We start from the raw sequence: 22,662 nt of genomic DNA, 5'->3' as shown, positions 1-22,662 counted from the left end.
GGTGGTATGCCTTCTGTCGTCGGTGGGGGTCACGGGGCCGCGGGGGTCTGGGCCTGGATGGCGGTGATGGCGACGGTCGTGACGATGTCCTGGACGAGGGCGCCCCGGGACAGGTCGTTGACCGGCTTGCGCAGGCCCTGTAGCACCGGCCCGACCGCGAGGGCGCCGGCCGAACGCTGCACCGCCTTGTAGGTGTTGTTGCCGGTGTTGAGGTCCGGGAAGATCAGCACGGTGGCCTGCCCGGCGACCTCGGAGCCCGGCAGCTTGGTCGCCGCGACGCTCGGCTCCACGGCGGCGTCGTACTGGATCGGCCCCTCGATCAGCAGGTCGGGCCGCCGGGAGCGGACGATCTCGGTGGCCTCGCGCACCTTGTCGACGTCGGCGCCCGAGCCGGAGGTCCCCGTGGAGTACGACAGCATCGCGATCCGCGGTTCCACCCCGAACTGCTGCGCGGTCGCGGCCGACTGGACGGCGATGTCGGCGAGCTGCTCGGCGTTCGGGTCCGGGTTCACCGCGCAGTCGCCGTAGACCAGCACCTTGTCGGCGAGGCACATGAAGAACACCGACGAGACGATGCCCGCGTCCGGCCTGGTCTTGATGATCTCGAAGGCCGGCCGGATGGTGGCGGCCGTGGAGTGCACCGACCCCGACACCATGCCGTCGGCGAGGCCCTCCTGGACCATCAGAGTGCCGAAGTAGTTCACATCGGACACCACGTCGTAGGCCAGCTCGACGCTGACGTTCCGGTGGGCGCGCAGCTGCGCGTACTTCTCCGCGAAGGAGTCCCGCCACGCGGAGGTCGCCGGGTCCACCAGCATGCTGTCGCCGAGGTCGATGCCCAGGTCGGCGGCCTTCTTGCGGATCAGGTCGACGGGGCCGAGGAGCGTGAGGTCGCAGACCCCGCGCCGCAGCAGCACCTCGGCCGCGTGCAGCACCCGCTCCTCGGTGCCCTCGGGCAGGACGACCCGGCGCCGCTCGGCGCGGGCCTGCTCCAGCAGCTTGTGCTCGAACATCATCGGGGTGATCCGGTCGCTGCTGGGCGCCGAGACCCGGGTGCGCAGCTCGGCCGTGTCGACGTACCGCTCGAAGAGGCCGAGCGCGGTCTCCGCCTTGCGCGGGGTCACCGCGCTCAACTTCCCCTCCATCGAGAAGAGTTCGGAGGCGGTGAGGAAGGAGCCGCTCTCCACGGCGACCACGGGCGTGCCGGGCGCGAGCCGCGCCGCCAGCGTGAGGACCTCGTCGCTGGGCCGCTCGTTGAGCGTCAGCAGCACACCCGCGATCGGCGGGGTGCCCGCGCTGTGGGCGGCGAGGGCACCCACGACCAGGTCGGCGCGGTCGCCCGGGGTGACGACCAGACAGCCGGGGGTGAGCGCGTTCAGGAAGTTCGGCAGCATCGCCCCGCCGAAGACGAAGTTCAGCGCGTCACGCGCGAGCCCCGAGTCGTCACCGAGGAGGACCTTGCCGCCGAGCGCGTGGGTGATCTGCGCGACCGTCGGCGCGGACAGGGCGGGCTCGTCCGGGACGACGTAGCAGGACACGGCCAGGGGGTGCCGCGCGTCCGTGAGCCGCTCGGCTATCTCGTCCCGGTCGCCGGGCGCGACCCGGTTCACCACCATCGCGATCACGTCGCAGCCGAGGCCCTCGTACGCGCGGTACGCGTTGTGCGTCTCGGCGACCACCGACTCGGCGGTCTGCTTGCGGCCGCCGACCACGGAGATCACCGACGCCCCGAACTCGTTCGCTAGGCGGGCGTTGAGGGACAGCTCGTCGGGGAACTGGGTGTCCGCGAAGTCGGTGCCGAGGACGAGGACGACGTCGTAGTCCCGCGCCACCGTGCGGAACCGGTCGACGAGGGCCGCGACCAGCTCGTCCGTGCCGTGCTCGGCCTGGAGGGTGGACGCCTCGTGGTAGTCCATGCCGTACACCGTGGCCGGGTCCTGCGCGAGCCGGTACCGGGCGCGCAACAGGTCGAAGAGCCGGTCCGGGCCGTGGTGCAGCAGCGGCCGGAACACCCCCACCCGGTCGACCTGGCGGGTCAGGAGCTCCATGATCCCCAGCTCGACGACCTGGCGGCCGTCGCCGCGGTCGATCCCGGTCACGTACACGCTGCGCGTCACGTGGGCTCTCCGTTTCATGTCGGGTTCGGTGGGTGCTTCAGTGGGTGCCTCGGTGGTGCCGCGAGTGCCGCTTTAGTGGCTTCGTGCAGTGTTTCCGCGGGAGTGTGACGGCTGTGCGGAAATCACCGCCGCGGCGGACGGAAACCCTCTTGACAATACCTCCGGGGGTGGATAAGGCGCCCATCAGGTCGGCAGGGCGGGGGAGGGGCTCCCCGGGCGGCCGGAGGCGGGCTCCGCGGGCGCGGCACCCCCCTGCGCGGCGTGAAACAATCGGATCGGCTCACAAGTACCAGCACCCAGCAGGACGAGCAGGAGACACAGCACGATGCGTATCGGAGTTCTGACCGCAGGCGGCGACTGTCCGGGCCTGAACGCAGTGATCCGGTCGGTCGTGCACCGAGCGGTCGCCCAGTACGGCGACGAGGTCATCGGCTTCGAGGACGGCTACGCCGGTCTGCTCGACGGCCGCTACCGCACCCTCGACCTGGAGTCCGTCAGCGGCATCCTCGCCCGCGGCGGCACCATCCTCGGCTCCTCCCGCCTCCAGCGCGACCGCCTCCGCGAGGCGTGCGAGAACGCGCAGGACATGGCCCACCAGTTCGGTATCGACGTCCTGATCCCGATCGGCGGCGAGGGCACCCTCACCGCCGCCCGGATGCTCAGCGACGCCGGGCTGCCGGTCGTCGGCGTCCCGAAGACGATCGACAACGACATCTCGTCGACGGACCGCACCTTCGGCTTCGACACGGCGGTCGGCGTCGCCACCGAGGCGATGGACCGTCTGAAGACGACCGCCGAGTCCCACCAGCGGGTGATGGTCGTCGAGGTCATGGGCCGGCACGCGGGCTGGATCGCCCTGGAGTCCGGGATGGCCGCCGGTGCGCACGGCATCTGTCTGCCCGAGCGCGCGTTCGACCCGGCCGACCTGGTCAAGATGGTCGAGGAGCGCTTCTCGCGCGGCAAGAAGTTCGCCGTCATCTGCGTCGCCGAGGGCGCCCACCCCGCCGAGGGCTCGATGGACTACGGCCACGGCGAGATCGACCAGTTCGGCCACGAGCGCTTCCAGGGCATCGGTACCGCCCTCGCGTACGAGCTGGAGCGCCGCCTCGGCAAGGAGGCCAAGCCGGTCATCCTCGGCCATGTGCAGCGGGGCGGCACCCCGACCGCGTACGACCGGGTGCTCGCCACGCGCTTCGGATGGCACGCGGTGGAGGCCGCGCACCGGGGCGAGTACGGCCGGATGACCGCGCTGCGCGGCACCGACGTGGTGATGGTGCCGCTCGCGGAGGCCGTGACCGAGCTGAAGACGGTCCCGAAGGACCGGATGGACGAGGCGGAGTCGGTCTTCTAGGCGCCTGGTCCGGCAGGGCGCCCTAGTAGGTGGCCGCCCTGCGGACCAGTGACCAGAAGTGGTCGGTGATCCGGTCGAGGTGGTCGCGGCCGGCGTCGCCCGCGTCGGTCGCGGCCGTGCCGCCCGCCCAGCTGAGGCCGGCGCTCATCATCCCCTGGTAGTCGAGGTGCATCTCCTTGAGGACGTCCTCCAGGAGGCGCCGGTCGAGGGACAGCAGCTTGGCGGTCGGCCGGACGTACGCCTGCCATCGGGTGGCGACCGCGCCGTGGAGCAGCTCGGTGAGGCGCGTCTGTCGTCCGGTGACGACGACCAGCTCGGGGAGTGAGAGGTCGAGCAGATCGGCGAGGGCGGTCGACTGCCGTTCGGTGCCACGCCATTCACCGGTCTCCTCCATGTGGAGGTAGGCGGTCAGATCCATGCCGATCGCGCGGGCCACGTCCTCGGGGGAAGTCCCCCGGGCCATGCGGTGCTCGCGCAAGGTACGCGGCGCCCCGATGAGTTCACCGGGCGAGCACCACAGCACGCCGGCGAGGGCGGTGAGTTCGGGGCCCGTCGGTGCCACCGTGCCGCGTTCCCAGGCGTTCACCAGGTCCGGGGTGACATAGGGGAGACCGTACGAGGACCGCATGCCGTAGGCGACGTGCTCGGGTCCCATGCCGAGGGCGGCACGGAGTCGGCGGGCGGCGACCGCGTCGAACGGTGGGGTGGGGGTCTGGATCTCCGGGTGCCCGTACGGGCCGGGATCGGCGGCCGGGGTCCGGATCGGATCGGGGCTCGGATGTGTCGGTCGACGGTGCGGGTGCTGGGGCTGCCGTTCACGGGCTGAGCGTCGGTGCACGCGCACAACGTAGGGGCGCGGGACGGCGGTGACTACGGGCTGTTCGGCCACAATCACGGATTGTAGGAAACTACGGGTTCTGTGATCCTTGTGGTCCGAGTGACCCGGGTGGGCATGGCCGGCTCAGCCCTTGACCGCGCCGCCGAGGGCGAAGCCGCCGCCCAGACGGCGGGCCACGCCCACGTACAGCAGGATCACCGGGGTCGAGTAGATCACCGAGAACGCCGCCAACTGCCCGTAGACCACCGTCCCCTTGTTGCCGAAGAACTCGTTGATGCTCACCGCGGCCGGCATCTGGTCCGGGGTGAGCAGCAGCATGAACGGGACGAAGAAGTTGCCCCACATCATCACGAACGAGAACACGGTCACGACCGCGACGCCCGGCCCCATCAGGGGCAGCACGATCCGCAGCAGCGATTGCAGGGGCGAGGCGCCGTCCGTCCACGCCGCCTCCTCCAGCTCCTTCGGCACGCCGTCCATGAAGTTCTTCATCAGCCAGACGGCGAACGGCAGTTGGGAGGCGGCGAAGAAGAGGATCGTGCCCTCGTGGGTGTCGATCAGATTCACCCGCACGAACAGGGCGTAGACCGGGACCATGATCGCCGTGATCGGGAGGCTGGTCGCGAAGAGGATCGTCAGGAGGAAGGGGCGGTTCAGGCGGGAGCGGAAGCGGGACAGGGGGTACGCGGCGAGGGCCGCGCACACCACGGTCAGGGCGGTCCCGCCGCCGCACAGCAGCAGACTGTTCAGCAGCGGTGTGACGGTGATGTCCGGGGTGAGGACCGCCTCGTAGTGGGCGAGGGTCACGGAGTCCGGGAGCCGGACCCGGAGGTCGGCGCGGGCGTCCACCGACGACAGGACCACCCAGGCGAGGGGCAGGACGAAGGCGGCGGCCACGAAAAGCAGTCCGGCGTCGGCGGTCAGCCGGCGCCGCAGGGTCCTGCGCGAGGCGGGTGTCCGGGTTCCGGTCGGCACGGCGGGTGTCGGGGTTCTGGTCGGCACCGGGTCAGACCTCCGTTCGCAGCAGCCGCAGGTACACGACCGAGAAGAGGGAACCCACCACCAGGAGCAGCAGCGCGACCGCCGTGCCGTAGCCGATCATGCTCTTCTGGAAGGCCTCCTCGTACATGAAGAGCGGGAGTGTCTGGCTCCGGCCGCCGGGGCCGCCCCTCGTCATCACCCAGATCAGCCCGAAGACGGAGAGGGTCTGGAGGGTGATGAGCATGAGGTTCGTGCCGATGGAGCGGCGGATCATCGGGAGGGTGATGTGCCACAGACGGCGCGGGCCGCTCGCGCCGTCGACCTCCGCGGCCTCCGTGATCTCCTTCGGGATCTCGTCGAGCGCCGCGGAGTACACCAGCATCGAGAACGCCGTCCCGCGCCAGACGTTCGCGAAGGACACCGCCAGGATCGGCAGCGTGTACAGCCAGTTCTGGGTGGGGAGGCCGAGCCAGTCCAGGACCGCGTTGAGGGTGCCCTCGCGGCGGAAGAAGGCGTACAGCAGGAAGCCGGCGACCACCTCCGGCAGCACCCAGGCGGTGACGACGACACCGCCGACGAGGGTGCGGACGGGCTTCGAGGCGCGCCGCATCAGCGCGGCCAGGGCCAGCCCCAGGGTGTTCTGCCCCAGCAGTGCCGAGACGACGGTGAAGACGAGGGTCAGCCACACGGCGTTGCGGAACGCCTCGTCACCGAAGGCGGTCCGGAAGTTCTCGAGGCCGACGAAGGAGTCCTCGGCCTGGCCGGTGAGCTGGAGGTCGGTGAAGGCGATGGAGACGCAGTAGGCGATGGGTCCGGCGAGGAAGAGGACCAGCAGGACGGTGGCGGGGGCGACGGGGAGGGCTCGGGTCAGGGAGCGGAGGGCGGGGTGCGGCGGGCGGCCCGGTCGTCTCGTCATGAGCGGCGGGTCAGCCCCGGGTCACCTGGTCGTCGGTGGCCGCCGCGAGTTCCTCGTCGTAGTTCTTCGCCGCCTCGGCCACCGAGGCGTCGCCCGTCGTCACGGACTCCATGGCCTCCTGGATGGCGGTCGAGACCTTCGGGTACGCGGGGTAGGCGGGCCGGTAGTGGGTGTGGGCGACCAGGTCGGTGAAGAACTCGATGCCGGGCTGCGCCTTCGCGTAGGCCGGGTCCTCGGCGACGTCCTCGCGGACGGCGATACCGGAGTTGGCGATGTACCACTTCTGGGCGTTCGCCTTCGACTGCATCGTCTCGATGAACGCGAAGGCGAGGTCCGGGTTGGCGGCCTTGGCGGGGATCGCCCAGGTCCAGCCGCCGGACATGCTCACCTTCCCGGGGGCCTGGCCGTGCTGGGTGGGCATGGCGGCGAGGCCGAGCCTCTCCGACCAGTCGGGCCATTCGTGGCCGCTGCCGGGCAGCCAGTCCTGCGGGAGCCAGGAGCCGTCGAGGTTGATGCCGAGCCTGCCCTCGGGGAGGAGTTCGCCGCGGACCCGGGTCGCGATGTTCGGGTCGAGGGCGTCGGAGACCTCCGGGCCCAGCTTCTCCCGGTAGACGGTCTCCACGAAGGCCAGCGCGTCCTTGAAGCCCCGGGTCCCGGCCTTCCACTTCTTGGACTTCTCGTCGTAGAGGGGGTCGCCCCCGTTGTCGGTGGCGCCGTCCGTGCCGTAGAGCAGCATCTCGAAGCCCTGCATGGTGGCGGCCTCGCCCGCGGGTTTGCCCGTGTAGACGTTCAGGGGGATGACGCCGGGGACCTTCTCTTTGATGGCGCGGGCGGCGGAGAGGATGTCGTCCCAGGTCCTCGGCTGCCAGTCGGCGGGCAGGCCGGCCTTGGCGAAGATCTTCTTGTCGAACCAGAGCCCTCGGGTGTCCGTGCCGTCCGGGACGCCGTACGTCTTGCCGTCCTCGGCCTTCGCCGCGGCCCTGGCCGTGCCGATGAACCGGTCCCAGTCCTTCCAGTCGGCCAGATAGTCGTCCAAGGGCCTCAGATAGCCGCTGGTGATGTCCGAGTTGATGAGGAAGGTGTCCTCGTAGACCAGGTCCGGGGCCGTCTTCGGGGACCGCAGCATCTGCTGGACCTTGGTGTAGTACTCCGAGTCCGGGGCCTTGATCGGGACGAGCTTCACCTTCTTGCCGGGGTTCGCCTTCTCGAACTGCTTCTTCACGTCCCCGAGAAAGGTGTCCATCACCCGGACCGAGTTGTCCGTGGACTGCTTGTACGACACCTCCACCGTGTCCGGATCACTCCCGGACCCGCCGCCGCAGCCGGCGAGAACACCGGGCGCGGCGACCGCGAGGGCCCCGGAGAGGAGGAGACGGAGGGGGAGGCGGGAGCGGCGGGTGGGGGGTGCGGTGGGGCGCACGGGCACGACCTCCTGCTGGCTACTGCACGGTGGCCTGGGTGGGTGCCCGGTGACGGTACGAGGAATGGTCTAGTCAGGTCAATGAGTGTGCAGCGGACCGGACTTGGGCGGGCTACTCCCTGCGCACCCAGCGGTACACCAGCTCCGGGCGTCCCACCTGCCCGTACTGCGGTTCGCGTCCCGCCCGGCCCGCGTCCACCAGGTGTTCGAGATAGCGGCGGGCCGTGATCCGGGAGATGCCCACGGCCTCGGCGATGCCGGCGGCCGTCAGGCCCTCCGCGGTGTCCCGGAGGGCGACGGTGACCCGTTCCAGGGTCGGCGCGCTCAGCCCCTTCGGCAGGGCCGCCGGCCCCGGCGCCCGCAGGGTCGCCAGCGCGCGGTCCACCTCGTCCTGGCCACTGGCCTCGCCCGCCGCCGCGTGGAACTCGGCGTAGCGGATCAGCCGGTCGCGGAGCGTCGCGAAGGTGAAGGGCTTCAGGACGTACTGGACGACGCCCAGGGAGACGCCCTCCCGGACGACCGTCAGATCCCGTGCCGACGTCACCGCTATCACGTCGGCGTGATGCCCGGCGGCGCGCAGCGAGCGCGCCAGTTGCAGTCCGTGCACGTCCGGCAGATGCAGGTCCAGGAGCAGCAGGTCCACCGGCATGCGCTCCAGCGCACGGCGTGCCTCCGCGCCCGTGTGGGCCTTGCCGACCGCCGTGAAGCCGGGGACACGGCCGACGTACATCACGTGGGCGTCGGCGGCGACCGGGTCGTCCTCCACGACGAGGACTCTGATGGGATCCGCACCGCTCATACGTCGTCGCCTCCCGGCACGGTATCGGCCACAGCGGCCCGAGGACCCCGGTTCTGGTGGCTCCGCGCGCTCCGGGGGGTCCGGTCCTGGGGGGTCCGGGCGCCCTCGCCGGGGTCGCCCTCGCCGGCCCCGGCGGCCTCGGTCGTGCCCAGTGGCAGCCGTACCTCGAACTCCGCCCCGCCGCCGGGCGCCTCCGCCACGGTGAGGGTGCCCCCGTGGCGGCGGGCCGTCTGGCGGACGAGGGCCAGCCCGAGGCCCCGCCCGCCGGGACCGGACGGCTTCGTGGTGAAGCCGCGCTCGAAGACGGAGTCCCGGTACGCCGGGTCCACGCCCGCGCCCGTGTCACTGACCCGCAGCACCAGCACCGGGCCCCTCGCCGGGTCGTCCGGTCCGTCGGCCGGCCCCTCCGCCTCGTCCGTGTACGCCGTCACCGTCACCCGTGCCCCCGTCGTCCCCTGCGCCGCGTCCACCGCGTTGTCGATGAGATTGCCCAGCACCGTCACCAGGTCCCGCGCCGGCAGGGACTCCGGGAGCAGACCGTCGTCCATGCGGCTGTCCTGCGACACCACCAGTTCCACGCCCCGCTCGTTCGCCTGTGCCGTCTTACCCAGCAACAGCGCCGCCAGGACCGGCTCCGTCACAGCGGCCACCACCTGGTCGGTCAGGGCCTGCGCCAGCTCCAGCTCGGCGGTCGCGAAGTCGATCGCCTCGTCGGAGCGGCCCAGTTCGATGAGGGAGACGACCGTGTGGAGGCGGTTGGCCGCCTCGTGGGCCTGGGAGCGGAGGGCCTGGGTGAAGCCGCGTTCGGAGTTCAGCTCGCCCATCACGGACTGCAGTTCGGTCACGTCCCGCAGGGTGACCACCGTGCCCCGGCGCTGGCCGCCCGACACGGGGGAGGTGTTGACGACCAGGACCCGTTCGGCGGTCAGCAGCACCTCGTCCACCCGCGGCTCGGACGACAACAGGGCACCCGTCAGCGGCGCCGGCAGCCCCAGGTCCGCCACCGAGCGGCCGATCACGTCCTCGGTCACGCCCAGCAGTTCCCGCGCGCCGTCGTTGATGAGCGCCACCCGGTACTGGCCGTCCAGCATGAGCAGCCCCTCCCGCACGGCGTGCAGGGCGGCCTGGTGGTAGTCGTGCATGTTGCTCAGCTCGGCGGCGTTCATGTTGTGCGTGTGACGGCGCAGCCGGGCGTTGACGATGTACGTGCCGACACCACCGAGGGCGAGCGCACCGGCCGCCACCCCGAACAGGGCCGTCACCTGGCCCTGGACCCGGTCGCTGATCGCCTGCACCTTGATACCGGCGCTGACCAGGCCGACGACCCGGCCGTCCTCCTTTATCGGGGTGACCGCGCGCACGGACGGGCCGAGGGTGCCGGTGTAGGTCTCGGTGAAGGTGCCGCCCCGCTGCGCCTTCTCGATGTGGCCGACGAAGCGCTGGCCGATCCGCTCGGGGACGGGGTGCGTCCAGCGGATGCCGTCCGGCGTCATGATCGTCACGAAGTCGACGCCCGCGTGCCGCTGCACCTCGGTGGCGTACGGCTGGAGCCGGGCGGTCGGATCGTCGGTGTGGATGGCGGCCCGCACCGACGGCGCGTCGGCGACCGCGGCGGCGACGGCCAGGGCCTGGCGGCCCGCCGCGTCCTCCGCCTGACTCCGGTCGCTGACGTACGTGAACAGCGCGCATCCCGCGACGACGACCGCGATCAGCACCGCCTGCACGGCGAAGAGCTGACCGGCCAGGCTGCGGGGTCTGAGGAGGGACGCGACGCGCATGGCAACAGTCTGCATCGACGTGTTGGCGTGAACTAAATGAACGGAAGGGTGACCGCCCTCACAGGGCGGGAGATAGTCACCCCATCGAACATGTCCAGCACATGAACGACGAGAGGGAGTACGACTCCCGTCCGGGACCCCACACCCGAGCCGCCGGGAGACCGGTTCCCACACCCGGGAGCCACTCCCATCGGGAGCCCCGGCTCCCGCAGTCAGGGAATCCACCCGGTTCCCCAACCGCCGGGGAGCTCGCCGAGTTCCCCGCCAGGGAGCCCCACTCCCACCCCTGGGAGACCGTCTCCCGCAATCCCCCGGACGTGAGCCGCACGCCGGACGATCAGCCGACGACGTCGTCGACGAGGAGGGCAGCCGTGGCCAGCACCACCCATACGGCACCTACCGCACCCGCCAAGCGGGACCGCACCCACTACCTGTACATCGCCGTGATCGTGGCCGTGGCGCTCGGTATCGCCGTGGGCCTGATCGCCCCCGACTTCGCGGTCGAGCTGAAGCCCATCGGCACCGGCTTCGTGAACCTGATCAAGATGATGATCTCGCCGATCATCTTCTGCACGATCGTGCTCGGTATCGGTTCCGTACGGAAGGCCGCCAAGGTCGGCGCGGTCGGCGGCATCGCACTGGTCTACTTCCTGATCATGTCGCTGGTCGCCCTCGGCATCGGTCTGGTCGTCGGCAACATCGTCGAGCCCGGCACGGGCCTCGCGGTCACCGACGCCATCAAGGAGACCGGTCAGGCGCAGGTCTCGCCGGAGGCCAAGGACACCACCGAGTTCCTGCTCGGCATCATCCCGACGACCATCGTCTCCGCGTTCACCGGCGGCGAGGTCCTCCAGACTCTGCTGGTCGCGCTCCTCGCGGGCTTCGCGCTCCAGGCCATGGGCAACGCCGGACAGCCGATCCTGCGCGGCATCGAGCACATCCAGCGCCTCGTCTTCCGCATCCTCGCGATGGTGATGTGGGCCGCCCCGATCGGCGCGTTCGGTGCCATCGCGGCCGTGACCGGCTCCGCCGGCCTGGACGCCCTCAAGAGCCTGGCCGTGCTGATGGTCGGCTTCTACATCACCTGCTTCCTCTTCGTCTTCATCGTGCTCGGCGCGCTGCTGAAGATCGTCGCGGGGCTGAACATCTTCACGCTCTTCAAGTACCTGGGCCGTGAGTTCCTGCTGATCCTGTCCACCTCCTCCTCCGAGTCCGCGCTGCCGCGCCTCATCGCGAAGATGGAGCACCTGGGTGTCAGCAAGCCCGTCGTCGGTATCACCGTCCCGACCGGCTACTCCTTCAACCTCGACGGCACCATGATCTACATGACCATGGCGTCCCTGTTCATCGCCGACGCCATGGGGACGCCGATGGCCATCGGCGAGCAGGTCGCGCTGCTGCTCTTCCTGCTGGTCGCCTCCAAGGGCGCGGCCGGTGTCACCGGTGCGGGTCTCGCGACCCTCGCGGGTGGTCTGCAGTCCCACAAGCCCGCCCTCGTGGACGGCGTCGGCCTCATCGTCGGCATCGACCGCTTCATGAGCGAGGCCCGCGCCCTCACGAACTTCGCGGGCAACGCGGTCGCCACGGTCCTGATCGGTACGTGGACCAAGGAGATCGACAAGGCCCGGGTCAACGAGGTGCTCGCCGGGAACGCGCCGTTCGACGAGGCGACGCTGCTGGACGACCACGGGGTGGCCGCGCCGGCCGAGGCCGAGTCCGGGGCCGACGGTGAGAAGGAGCTCGCCAAGGCCTGAGCACTCCGCTTGGGGCGCCGGAGGTAGGAGCCGCTGGGCTGTGAGGCCGGCAGCCGACTGCCGGTCGAGTGTGGCCGGTCGCGCAGTTCCCCGCGCCCCTGACGGGGCCGCGGCCCCCCCCGAAACCCCGTACGGCCGGGCCCTCCCCCCGTAGACCCGGCCGTACGGGCACCACAACCGCATACGCACCCCGATACACCGAGCGGCCAGGTCCTCCCCCTATGGACCTGGCCGCTCGGCTCTTTTCGTTTTTCTCTTTCCTTGACGTCGGGGTCAAGGATTAGCGTCGGGTCATGCGCATCGGTGAGCTGGCGGCACGGGCCGGGACCACGACACGGACGTTGCGGTACTACGAGGCGCGGGGGCTGCTGCCCGCGCGGCGCAGCGGCAACGGGTACCGGTCGTACGACGAGGCGGACCTGCGGCTGCTGCGGCAGATCCGGACGCTCCAGGACTTCGGGTTCGACCTGGAGGAGACGCGGCCGTTCGTGGAGTGCCTGCGGGCCGGGCACCCGGAGGGTGACTCGTGCCCGGCGTCGCTCGCGGTCTACCGGCGGAAGCTGGACGAGCTGGACGCGCTGATCGGCGAGCTGGCGGCGGTACGCGCCAAGGTCGGCGAGCAGTTGGCGCGGGCGGAGTCGGCGCGGGAGCGGCTGGCGGCCGAGGCGGAGGTTCCGGGAGGTCCGGAGCCGGAGTGCGAACTGGGAGGGGCCGGGTTGTGATCAGGGCTGCCGGTGTGGGCGAGGTGACGGACGCGGATTTCGCGGCGGAGGTGATCGGGGCGGAACTGCCGGTGCTGGTGGAGTTCACCGCCGACTGGTGTCCGCCGTGCCGGCAGATGGGGCCGGTGCTGAGCGCCCTCGCGGCGGAGGAGGGGGAGCGGCTGAAGGTGGTGCAGTTGGACGTCGACATGAACCCGGAGACGACCAACCACTACCGGGTGCTGTCCATGCCGACGTTCATGGTGTTCAAGGGCGGTGAGCCCGTGAAGGCGATGGTCGGGGCCCGGCCCAGGCGGCGGCTGCTGGAGGAACTCGCCGACGTGCTCTGACACCGGGAAGACGACAGGACGAGAAAAGCCCCCGAGCAATTGTGCTCCGGGGCTTTTCCTGCGTATATTTAATGGTTCGCGACTTCAAGAAGGAAGAGTCGCAAAGAAGTTCAGTGAACACAGTATATGCGGGCGGGAGTGGAATTGTCAAACACCGGCTTTTCGCACGATGAATTGCGGCGGGAGCAGGAATTCATCGACGCGCTGTACCGACGGGTCGACGCGCTGCGCGGTGAGACCGAGAACTCCGTCACCGACGCGCTGGCGCAGGGCAACACGCCCATGCAGGCCCGGCTGGAGCGGGACATCCTGGTCGCCGAACGCTCGGGTCTGCTGGCCGCCCTGAACGCCGTCGACGGCTCCCTGTGCTTCGGACGGCTCGACCTCGCCGACGGCGGCCTCCACCACATCGGCCGCATCGGCCTGCGGGAGGACGACACCGAGCGCACCCCGATCCTCATCGACTGGCGGGCCGACGTCGCCCGCCCCTTCTACCTCGCCACCGGCCACACCCCGATGGGGCTGCGCCGCCGCCGGCACATCACCACCGAGGGCCGCCGCGTCACCGCCCTGCACGACGAGATCCTCGACCTCGGCGACGAGACCCGCACCGGGTACGAGGACCCCACCGGCGACGCCGTCCTGCTCGCCGCGCTCAACTCGGCCCGCACCGGCCGCATGGGCGACATCGTGCAGACCATCCAGGCCGAGCAGGACCGCATCATCCGCGCACCGCACCAGGGCGTCCTGGTCGTCGAGGGCGGCCCCGGCACCGGCAAGACCGCCGTCGCGCTGCACCGCGCCGCGTACCTGCTGTACGAGCAGCGGGAACTCCTCGCCAAACGCGCCGTCCTCATCGTCGGCCCCAACCCCGCCTTCCTCGGTTACATCGGCGAGGTCCTGCCCTCCCTCGGTGAGACCGGCGTCCTGCTGTCGACGGTCGGCGAACTGTTCCCCGGCGTACGGGCCACCGCGACCGACACCCCGGACGCGGCCCGGGTCAAGGGCCGCGCCGACATGGCCGAGGTGCTCGCCGCCGTCGTACGGGACCGGCAGGCCCTGCCCGACCCGGTGATCGCGATCGAGCACGACCGGGAGGTCCTCATGCTCGACGACGACCTCGTCCGCGTCGCCCGCGAACGCACCCGCGAGGCGAAGCTCCCGCACAACGCGGCCCGCGAGCACTTCGAGGGCTGCATCCTCAACACCCTCACCGACATGGTCGCCGAGCGCATCGGCACCGACCCCTACGACGGCTCGAACCTCCTCGACGCCAGCGACATCACCCAGATCCGCGACGAACTCGCCGAGAACCCCGAGGTGTGGTCCGCCATCGACCAGCTGTGGCCCCGGATCACCCCGCGCCGTCTGATCGCCGACTTCCTCGCCGAGCCCGAGCGTTTCCTCCCCGAGGAGGACGCCGACGCCGTCCGCCGTCCGGTCACCCGCGCGTGGACCGTCGCCGACGTGCCCCTCCTCGACGAGGCCGCCGAACTGCTGGGCGAGGACGACCGGTTCGCGCGGGCCCGGGCCGAACGCGAGCGGGAGACCCAGATCGCGTACGCGCAGGGCGTGCTCGACGTGTCGTACGCGTCCCGCACCTACGAGTTCGAGGACAAGGAGGACAGCGACCCCGAGAGCTCCGAGGTGCTGTCCGCCCACGACATCATCGACGCCGAGCGGTTCGCCGAGCGGCACGAGGAGGAGGACCACCGCAGCGCGGCCGAACGGGCGGCGGCCGACCGGACCTGGGCGTTCGGGCACATCATCGTCGACGAGGCGCAGGAGCTGTCGCCGATGGCCTGGCGGCTGCTGATGCGCCGCTCCCCGACCCGCTCGATGACCCTCGTCGGAGACCCCGCCCAGACGGCGGAGGCCGCGGGCGTCGGCTCCTGGGCCGACATCCTCGCCCCGTACGTCGAGGACCGCTGGAAGCACACCCGGCTCGGCGTCAACTACCGCACACCCGCCGAGATCATGGAGGTCGCGGCCGGTGTCGTCCGCGCCGAGCAGCCGGGCTTCGAGCCGCCCAGCTCCGTGCGGTCCACGGGCGTACGCCCCTGGGCGCGCCGCGCGGCCGCCCGGGAGCTGCCCGCCGAGGTGGCCAAGGCCGCCGCCGAACTCACCCCCGCCGAAGGCCGGCTCGCGGTGATCGCGCCGCGCGCGCTGCACCGGTCGCTCGCGGCCCGCCTCGACGGCGTCACGGCCGGCGCGGAACCGGACCTCACCCGGACCGTCGTCCTCCTCGACCCCCGGCAGGCCAAGGGACTGGAGTTCGACTCGGTCCTCGTCGTGGAACCCGGGCGGTTCGGCACCAGCGACCTGTACGTGGCACTGACCCGGGCGACCCAGACACTCGGCGTCGTCCACACGGAGGCACTGCCCGAGGCCCTGCGGGAATCGCTGACGGCGGCCTGACCGGCGAACGACGACGGGAGGGGCCCCGCCGGTGCGCCGCCGGCACCGCGCGAGCGGGGCCCGCCGGCAGCCGGGCCGGGCCGCCCCGACACCGGGGGCGCACTCGCTCCGGGCCGCCCGCACCCAAGGGGGTGCTACCGGTAAGGCCAGGTGGGGGCCACCGTCACCACACGTGCATCAGGGATCACCAAGCCGTAACAGTTCGCGGCATCGTCACTGCTTGTGCAGGTGCCATACGGTATGCGTGTCGCTCATGGAAACTCATCCGTTCGCGGCCGCTCCGGCTGGCAGCCCCACGCTCGACTCGCTGCCCGTGGAGCCGTTGCTGACCTCGGAGTTCGACACGGACCCGGGCAGCGTCTACGAGCGACTGCGGAGTACATACGGCCCCGTCGCTCCGGTGGGGCTGATGGGCGTTCCGGTGTGGCTGGTCCTCGACTACCGCGAGGTGCTCGAAGTCCTCCGCAACGACAGCGTCTGGCGGCGCGACGTCCGGCACTGGCGGGCGCGGGCGGAAGGGCGACTGCCCAGGGACTGGCCGCTGCTCGCCGGCTACGAGGTGCGGCAGACCATGTTCTTCGACGACGACGAGCACCGGGCCGCACGGTTGACCCACCACTCGGCCATGCGGCCCTTCCAGGACGGACACAGCCCCGAGGGATGGGAACTGCGGGCCGCCGTCGCCAAGTACGCCGACGACCTCATCGGCATGCTCGCCGCGGAGTCCGGCACGAGCGGCTTCGCCGACCTCGCGGCGCAGTACACACGGCCGCTGCTCCTCATGGTCACCACCAAGCTGTTCGGCTGCCCCGTCGAACTGGGCGACGAGATGGTCATGGAAATGTGGCGGATGCTCGACGGCGGACCGGACGCGGGACCCGCCACCGAGCGGGCGCTGGGCGCGATGATCCGGCTGGCGGCGCACCGGCGGGCCCGGCCGGGGGAGGACCTGACGTCGTACATGCTGCTGTCCGACCCGTCGCTCTCCGACGAACAGCTCGGCCGTGAGCTGTTCATGAACGCGGTCTACCTCAACGACATCACCGGCAACATGGTCTGCAACACCCTGCTGGAGGTGCTGCGGGGCAACGCGACGGTCCGGCGGAGCGTCGTGACCGGGCAGATCGGGGAGACCGTCAACCGGGCGGCGCTGGTGAACCCGCCGACCGCCAACCTGTGCTTCCGGTTCGCCGGGCGGGACGTACGGCTCGGGAACTTCTGGATCCGGGCCGGCGACATCGTGTCCCCGTCCGTCGCCGCCGCGCACCGCGACCTGCTCGCCATCGGCACGTCCCACCTCGTCGACTCCGCGGTCAGCACGCGGGCACACCTCGCGTGGGGTGCCGGGCCGCACCAGTGCCCAAGCGCCGCGCGCGAGCTGGCCGGGATGATCGTCAACACGGCGGTGGGACGGATCTTCGAGCACTTCGCCCGAGCGGAACTCACACTGCCGCCGGACCAGTTGCCGTGGCGCACCGGGCCGGTGGTGCGGGGGCTGCGGCTGCTGCCGGTGCGGTACGAACTCAGCCCGGGGGCGCCTGTGGCGAGCCGGGCCGGAGGGGTGAGTGCGGCTGCGGCTGCGCCTGCGGCTGTCGGGGGCGAAGGGGAGGTTGCCGCGGTGGCGCCGGAGGCGTCCGGGCGTGGTGGGAGCGGGTTGTTGGGGGCGTTGCGGCGGATGATGTTCGGAGGGCGGAGGGGCGGGGGGTGAGCGCGGTACGGCTCGGGGGTCGGGCCTGCGGCCCGCCCCTCCCTTGAAAAGCACGGGGCGCAGCCCCGGTCGCTTTTCAGGGGCGCGGGGAACTGCGCGAACAACCCCCACCCACCCGCACCTGCCGACGAAGCCTCCCCCCCCCCCCCGAGCCGTTGGGCGCCCGGCCCTACGCCGGACGTAGCCAGACCGTCGCCAAGGGCGGCAGCGTGACGCGGACGCTCGCCCCCCGCGCGTGCCACGGTGTCGGCTCCGCCTTCACCGGGTGCGGTGTCGTGACATCGCTCCCCCCGTACGACGCCGCGTCCGTGTTCAGGACCTCCCGCCACGCCGGGACGTCGTCGGGGACGCCCAGCCGGTAGTCACGGCGGATCACCGGGCTGAAGTTGGAGACGGCCAGCAGCGGCGTGCCGTCCGCGTCGAGCCGCAGGAAGGCCAGGACGTTGTCCTCGGCCGCGTCACCGGTGATCCAGGAGAAGCCGGACGGGTCGGTGTCGCGCTGCCAGAGCGAAGGGGTGTCGCGGTACACGGCGTTGAGGTCGCGGACCAGGTCGCGCACCCCCCGGTGGTCCGCCTCGGCACCGTACGCCGGGTCGAGGAGCCACCAGTCGGGGCCGTGCGCCTCCGACCACTCGGCGCCCTGCGCGAACTCCTGCCCCATGAAAAGGAGCTGCTTGCCGGGGTGTGCCCACATGAAGCCCAGGTACGCCCGGTGGTTGGCGCGCTGCTGCCACCAGTCGCCCGGCATCTTCGACACCAGGGAACGCTTGCCGTGCACGACCTCGTCGTGGGAGATCGGCAGCACGTAGTTCTCGCTGTACGCGTACACCATCGAGAACGTCATCTCGTTGTGGTGGTGCTTGCGGTGCACCGGCTCCTTCGCCATGTAGCCGAGGGAGTCGTGCATCCAGCCCATGTTCCACTTCAGGCCGAAGCCGAGGCCGCCGAAGCCACCGGGGCCGATGTGATGGGTGGCGCGGGTGACGCCGTCCCACGCCGTGGACTCCTCCGCGATCGTCACGACCCCCGGCACCCTCCGGTACACGGTCGCGTTCATCTCCTGGAGGAAGGACACCGCGTCCAGGTTCTCCCGGCCCCCGTGCTCGTTCGGGGTCCACTGGCCCGGCTCACGCGAGTAGTCGAGGTAGAGCATGGAGGCGACGGCGTCCACGCGCAGCCCGTCGATGTGGTACTCCTCGCACCAGAACACGGCGTTCGCCACCAGGAAGTTGCGCACCTCGCGGCGACCGTAGTCGAACTCCAGCGTCCCCCAGTCGGGGTGCGCGGCCCGCGCCGGGTCCTGGTGCTCGTACAGCGGACGCCCGTCGAACTCGGCCAGGGCCCAGTCGTCCCGAGGGAAGTGCGCGGGCACCCAGTCCATCAGCACCCCGATCCCCGCCCGGTGCAGCGAGTCGACCAGGTACTTGAAGTCGTCCGGGTCGCCGAGGCGGGCCGTGGGCGCGTAGAACCCGGTGACCTGGTAGCCCCAGGAGCCGCCGAAGGGATGCTCGGCGATGGGCAGCAGCTCGACATGGGTGAACCCGAGGTCCCTGACGTACGCCGGGAGCTGCTCGGCGAGCTGGCGGTACGTGAGGCCGGGGCGCCACGACGGCAGGTGGACCTCGTACACGGAGAACGGCGCCTCGTGCGCGGGAACCTCCGCCCGCCGCGTCATCCACTCCTCGTCGCCCCACTCGTAGTGCGACGCGTGCACGACGGACGAGGTGTTCGGCGGGACCTCCGTACGGCGGGCCAGCGGGTCGGCGCGCAGTGTCCTCGTCCCGTCCGGGCGGGTGATCTCGAACTTGTACAGCTCGCCCTCGCCGATCTCCGGCACGAACAGCTCCCACACACCGGAGGAGCCCAGCGCGCGCATCGGGTAGCCCGTGCCGTCCCAGTAGTTGAAGGTCCCGGCCAGCCGGACGCCGCGCGCGTTCGGCGCCCACACCGTGAAACGGGTGCCGGTCACGCCCTGGTGGGTCATCGGCCGGGCCCCGAGCGCCTGCCACAGCTCCTCGTGGCGGCCCTCGTTGACCAGGTGCAGATCCAGTTCGCCGACAGCGGGCAGGAAGCGGTACGCGTCCTCCGTCTCCTGGGTGTTCCCCTCGTACGTGATCAGCAGCCGGTACGCCTCCGGCACGTCCCGCAGCGGCAACAGCCCCGAGAAGAAGCCCTCGCCGTCGTCGTGCAGCTCCGCCCGCAGCGAGCCCGCCACGACGGTCACGCCCAGCGCGAACGGGCGGAACGCCCGGAACACCACGCCCTCCGCGACCGGATGAGCCCCCAGCACGGCGTGCGGCTCATGGTGCGTACCGGCCAGCAACCGCTCCCGGTCGCCCCCGTCCACGGCGGGCGAGAAGGCCGACTGGATGCCGGTGGCCGGTGGGGCGGGGGGCGCCGACTCGGTGGTGGCGGCGAGGGGCTGGGCCGGTACGGACCGCTGGGCGGAGACGGGGGGTTCGGCGGGTGACACGGGCGGGGCCGGTGCCGTCGTCTGCTGAGCGGGAACGGCCGGCTGGGCACCGGCGCCCGACTGCGGCGGGACGGTCGACTGTGCGGGTACCACCGCTTCCTCGACCGGCGGGACGGCCGGCGCCGCCGCCGTCTGCTCCGGCGCCCCCGGAGCCCGCCCCACCCCGACCGCCTTCTTGGCGGCGGCCTTCTTCGTCACGGCCTTTTTCGTGGCCGCCTTCTGAGTAGCGGCCTTCTTGGTGGCGGTCTTCTGGGCCGCGGCCTTCTTCGACACGGCGGTCTTGGCCGCGGCTGTCTCGGCCGCCGTCGTCTTGGCCGCGGCGGTCTCGACCGCGGTCGCCTTGGCCACAGCCTTCTTCGTGACAGCCTTCTTCGCGACAGCCTTCTTCGCGACCGCCTTCTTCGTGACCGCCTTCTTCACGGGCGCCTTCTCGGCAGTGGCCTTCTCGGCCGCCGTCTCCGAAGCAGCCGTCGCCTTCGAAGCAGGGGCCTTGGAAGCAGGGCGCTTGGAAGCGGGGGTCTTCGAAGCAGGGCGCTTGGAAGCGGGGGCCTTCGAAGCGGAGGTCTTCGACGCGGGGGCCTTCGAAGCGGAGGTCTTCGACGCCGGGATCCTCGGAACCGACGTCTTGGAAGCCGTGCCCTTCGTCGCCGAGGGCTTCCTGGTGGCGGTCTTCGCGACAGCCTCAGCCTCCTCCACGCCTGCGTCGAGGCCCGTGGCGGCCTTGACGCCCGGCGTCCTCTTCGCCGGCGCTTTCCTCGCCGCGCTCTTCCGGGCCGGGGTCTTCTCCGTCGCCGTCCTCCCGGTCGCGTTCTCGCCGACGGCCTCCGTCGTCCCGGCGGCCGTGGCCTTCGTCGTCCTCTGGGCCGGGACCTTCTTCGCGGTCTTCGCCGTGGTGCCGGCCTTGGAGGCCGTCGCCGGCTTCGCCGCCGCGGTCGTCTTCTTCGCCGTCGCCTTCTTGGCCGAGGTCTTCTTCGTGGCCGTCTTCCGGGCAGCCGTCTTCTTCACCGGGGCGGGCGCCTCAGGGGCGTCGCTGCCGGGGTTCTGCGTGCTGTCGTCGGACGGCGGGCGGGGAGTCACAGGGACGGCCTCCTCGGCGGGTTGTGCAGGGTGGTGAGAGGTGGGCGGAGCGGGTGCTCGGCCCTCGGACAGGGCAAAGCGGGTTCAGGACAGATCAGGTCACGTCACGTCGTGGCGGGGCCGGTGTCGGTGGCCAGGCGGTGGATCGCCGCCATCGGCACCGAGAGCCAGTCGGGGCGGTGCCGGGCCTCGTAGACGACCTCGTACACCGCCTTGTCGGTCTCGTACGCGCGCAGCAGCACGGGGTCGGTCCGCGGATCCGCCCCGGAGACATCCGCGTACCCGGAGCAGTAGGCGGCCCGGCAGGCGGACGCCCAGTCGGCGGCCGGGGGCCGCAGGGAGTGGGCGGCGTAGTCGAAGGAGCGGAGCATCCCGGCGACGTCACGGGCGACGGGCTGCGGCATACGGCGCTCGGCCAGCGGCTTCGACGGCTCGCCCTCGAAATCTATGAGGGACCACTCGCCCCCGCCGCTGTGCCGTGCGCCGACCTCTACGGGTGACCGCAGGCACTGGCCGAGGTGCAGGTCGCCGTGGATGCGCTGCGCCGTCCAGGTGTGGCCCTCGGCGGCCAGGTCGGCGAGGGCCTCGAAGGCGGTGCGCAGACCGGAGGCGTACGGACGCAGGGCCGGTACCGCCTGCGCCGCCACCTCCAGGCGCTCGGTCATCCCGTCGACCAGCGACTCCACCTGGGGCCGGCCCAGGGTGACCGTGGGCAGGGCCTCGGCGAGGGCCGCGTGGACCTCGGCGGTGGCCCGGCCCAGCGCCCGTGCCTCTCCGGTGAAGTCCTCGCCCTTGGCCAGCATGCTCAGCGCGAGCTCCCACCCGTCGGCCGCGCCCTTGAGGTACGGCTGGAGCACCCCGAGGACATGGGTCTCCGGGGCGGCGGCCGGACCCAGGTCGGCGGTCATCCAGGCGGCGGGCGCCGGCACGCGGGGGCACCGCGCGCCCGACAGCGCCAGCGGGAGTTCGAGGTCGGGGTTGGCGCCGGGCACGACCCGGCGGAAGAGCTTCAGGATGAACGTATCCCCGTAGACGACGGACGAGTTGGACTGCTCCGACGTGACCAGGCGCGGCACCAGTCCCTCCGGGAGGGCCAGCCGTGTGTCTCGTGCGCAGCGCAGATCCCCTATGCGGGCCTGTGTCCGGAGCGCTTCGAGGAGGACGTCGGCGAGGCGAGGGTCGTGCAGCGCCTCGTACACCGTCCGTCCGGCGAGCGGCCCGTCGGTGACGTGCCCGATCAGCGCGGGCGCCAGACGGGGCGGCAGTGTCTCGCGGACACCGAGGAGCAGTTGGTAGCAGTCGCCGGGCTGGACGGGCGCGCCCTGCGACGGCACCAGCGGTTGATGGGCGCGGACGAGGAGGTGCAGGAGTCCCGCCTTGGCACCGCCCGACCGGGAGTCGTCGGGCCGCCCGCCCACCGGCAGCAGTTCGGTGGCCGCCACCAGCCCGAAGCCGGCCACCGGCCGCCCCTTCCCCGCGAACCACCGCTGCCGTGGCAGCCACTCCCTCAGCAGTGGCTCCAGCGAGGTGAGCAGCCCGGGCATCGGTGGGGCGGTGGGCTGCGGACCAGGACTTGTCGCAGTGGAGTGCGTGGCGGCTTCCGACATGGCGTCGCGTCCTTTCCCCGGGGGGCGGGGGGTTCCTGTTCTGCGTGCCCCGGGCGGGCCGGGGGAAACCGGCCCGCCCGGGGGTTCCGGTCGGTTACACGGCGTCCTTCCGCAGGCGGAACCAGTAGAAGCCGTGGCCCGCGAGGGTGAGGAGATACGGGAGTTCGCCGATGGCCGGGAAGCGCACGCCGCCGATGAGTTCGACGGGGTGGCGTCCTTCGTAGGCGCTCAGATCGAGTTCGGTGGGCTGCGCGAACCGCGAGAAGTTGTTCACGCACAGCACCAGGTCGTCCCCGCCGCCCCCGGTCGAGGGCGCCTCCCGCAGATACGCCAGCACCGCCGGGTTGGATGACGGCAACTCGGTGTAGGTGCCG

16 protein-coding genes are annotated in these 22,662 nt (G+C 71.5%); 6 read left to right on the top strand and 10 right to left on the bottom strand.

Annotated elements, in window-relative coordinates:
• Positions 1-29: 29 nt before the first annotated feature.
• A complete protein-coding gene (pta, locus tag SMA5143A_RS33285) occupies positions 30-2,117 on the bottom strand; it encodes a phosphate acetyltransferase (protein ID WP_107466577.1) in 2,088 nt (695 codons plus the stop codon).
• Positions 2,118-2,442: 325 nt separating this feature from the next.
• Between pta and SMA5143A_RS33280 the strand changes: the two genes are divergently transcribed.
• Positions 2,443-3,468 (top strand): ATP-dependent 6-phosphofructokinase, encoded by a 1,026-nt coding sequence (locus tag SMA5143A_RS33280; RefSeq protein WP_107466576.1) that lies wholly within the window; start codon positions 2,443-2,445, stop codon positions 3,466-3,468.
• Between the two features lie 22 nt (positions 3,469-3,490).
• Here the strand turns inward: SMA5143A_RS33280 and SMA5143A_RS33275 are convergent, their stop codons facing one another.
• The 6 genes from SMA5143A_RS33275 to SMA5143A_RS33250 form a co-directional block, all read right to left on the bottom strand.
• A complete protein-coding gene (locus tag SMA5143A_RS33275; protein ID WP_375136576.1) occupies positions 3,491-4,306 on the bottom strand; it encodes a helix-turn-helix domain-containing protein in 816 nt (271 codons plus the stop codon).
• A 123-nt stretch (positions 4,307-4,429) separates the two neighbouring features.
• Complete coding sequence (locus SMA5143A_RS33270; protein ID WP_375136575.1) at positions 4,430-5,308, bottom strand: carbohydrate ABC transporter permease; 879 nt, start codon at positions 5,306-5,308, stop codon at positions 4,430-4,432.
• Positions 5,309-5,312: 4 nt separating this feature from the next.
• Positions 5,313-6,203 (bottom strand): carbohydrate ABC transporter permease, encoded by an 891-nt coding sequence (locus tag SMA5143A_RS33265; protein ID WP_107466574.1) that lies wholly within the window; start codon positions 6,201-6,203, stop codon positions 5,313-5,315.
• A gap of 10 nt (positions 6,204-6,213) precedes the next feature.
• Entirely contained in the window at positions 6,214-7,623 is a 1,410-nt protein-coding gene (locus tag SMA5143A_RS33260) for an extracellular solute-binding protein (RefSeq protein WP_107466573.1), read from the bottom strand.
• A 112-nt stretch (positions 7,624-7,735) separates the two neighbouring features.
• Positions 7,736-8,422: a response regulator gene (locus SMA5143A_RS33255; RefSeq protein WP_107466572.1), complete on the bottom strand. Its 687-nt coding sequence runs from the start codon at positions 8,420-8,422 to the stop codon at positions 7,736-7,738.
• Positions 8,419-10,200 carry a sensor histidine kinase gene (locus SMA5143A_RS33250; RefSeq protein ID WP_107466571.1) on the bottom strand — a complete coding sequence of 594 codons (1,782 nt, stop codon included), beginning with the start codon at positions 10,198-10,200 and terminating at the stop codon, positions 8,419-8,421. Before SMA5143A_RS33250 ends, SMA5143A_RS33255 begins: the two co-directional genes overlap by 4 nt.
• Positions 10,201-10,571: 371 nt before the next feature.
• Between SMA5143A_RS33250 and SMA5143A_RS33245 the strand changes: the two genes are divergently transcribed.
• The 5 genes from SMA5143A_RS33245 (at position 10,572) to SMA5143A_RS33225 (ending at position 17,131) form a co-directional block, all read left to right on the top strand.
• On the top strand, positions 10,572-11,954 hold the full coding sequence (locus SMA5143A_RS33245; RefSeq protein WP_107466570.1) for a cation:dicarboxylate symporter family transporter: 1,383 nt from the start codon (positions 10,572-10,574) through the stop codon (positions 11,952-11,954).
• Positions 11,955-12,247: 293 nt separating this feature from the next.
• Positions 12,248-12,676, top strand: coding sequence for a MerR family transcriptional regulator (locus SMA5143A_RS33240; protein WP_055523843.1), 429 nt, complete (start codon positions 12,248-12,250; stop codon positions 12,674-12,676).
• Positions 12,673-13,005, top strand: coding sequence for a thioredoxin family protein (locus SMA5143A_RS33235; RefSeq protein ID WP_308812057.1), 333 nt, complete (start codon positions 12,673-12,675; stop codon positions 13,003-13,005). The genes SMA5143A_RS33240 and SMA5143A_RS33235 overlap by 4 nt, the downstream gene beginning before the upstream one ends.
• Positions 13,006-13,131: 126 nt before the next feature.
• Positions 13,132-15,423 (top strand): HelD family protein, encoded by a 2,292-nt coding sequence (locus SMA5143A_RS33230; RefSeq protein ID WP_181362124.1) that lies wholly within the window; start codon positions 13,132-13,134, stop codon positions 15,421-15,423.
• 253 nt (positions 15,424-15,676) lie between these two features.
• Positions 15,677-17,131, top strand: coding sequence for a cytochrome P450 (locus tag SMA5143A_RS33225; RefSeq protein ID WP_107466568.1), 1,455 nt, complete (start codon positions 15,677-15,679; stop codon positions 17,129-17,131).
• 169 nt (positions 17,132-17,300) lie between these two features.
• Here the strand turns inward: SMA5143A_RS33225 and glgB are convergent, their stop codons facing one another.
• The 3 genes from glgB to SMA5143A_RS33205 all read right to left on the bottom strand — a co-directional run.
• Positions 17,301-20,213 (bottom strand): 1,4-alpha-glucan branching enzyme, encoded by a 2,913-nt coding sequence (gene glgB, locus SMA5143A_RS33220; RefSeq protein ID WP_107466593.1) that lies wholly within the window; start codon positions 20,211-20,213, stop codon positions 17,301-17,303.
• Positions 20,214-20,785: 572 nt separating this feature from the next.
• Positions 20,786-22,288: a maltokinase N-terminal cap-like domain-containing protein gene (locus SMA5143A_RS33210; RefSeq protein WP_107466566.1), complete on the bottom strand. Its 1,503-nt coding sequence runs from the start codon at positions 22,286-22,288 to the stop codon at positions 20,786-20,788.
• Between the two features lie 94 nt (positions 22,289-22,382).
• Positions 22,383-22,662: alpha-glucosidase C-terminal domain-containing protein (locus SMA5143A_RS33205; protein WP_181362123.1), on the bottom strand; the 280-nt coding region annotated here is incomplete at its 5' end.

The sequence above is a fragment of the Streptomyces sp. MA5143a genome, from assembly GCF_900290235.1.
GTDB lineage: Bacteria > Actinomycetota > Actinomycetes > Streptomycetales > Streptomycetaceae > Streptomyces.
This window is presented reverse-complemented; position numbering and strand designations above follow the sequence as displayed.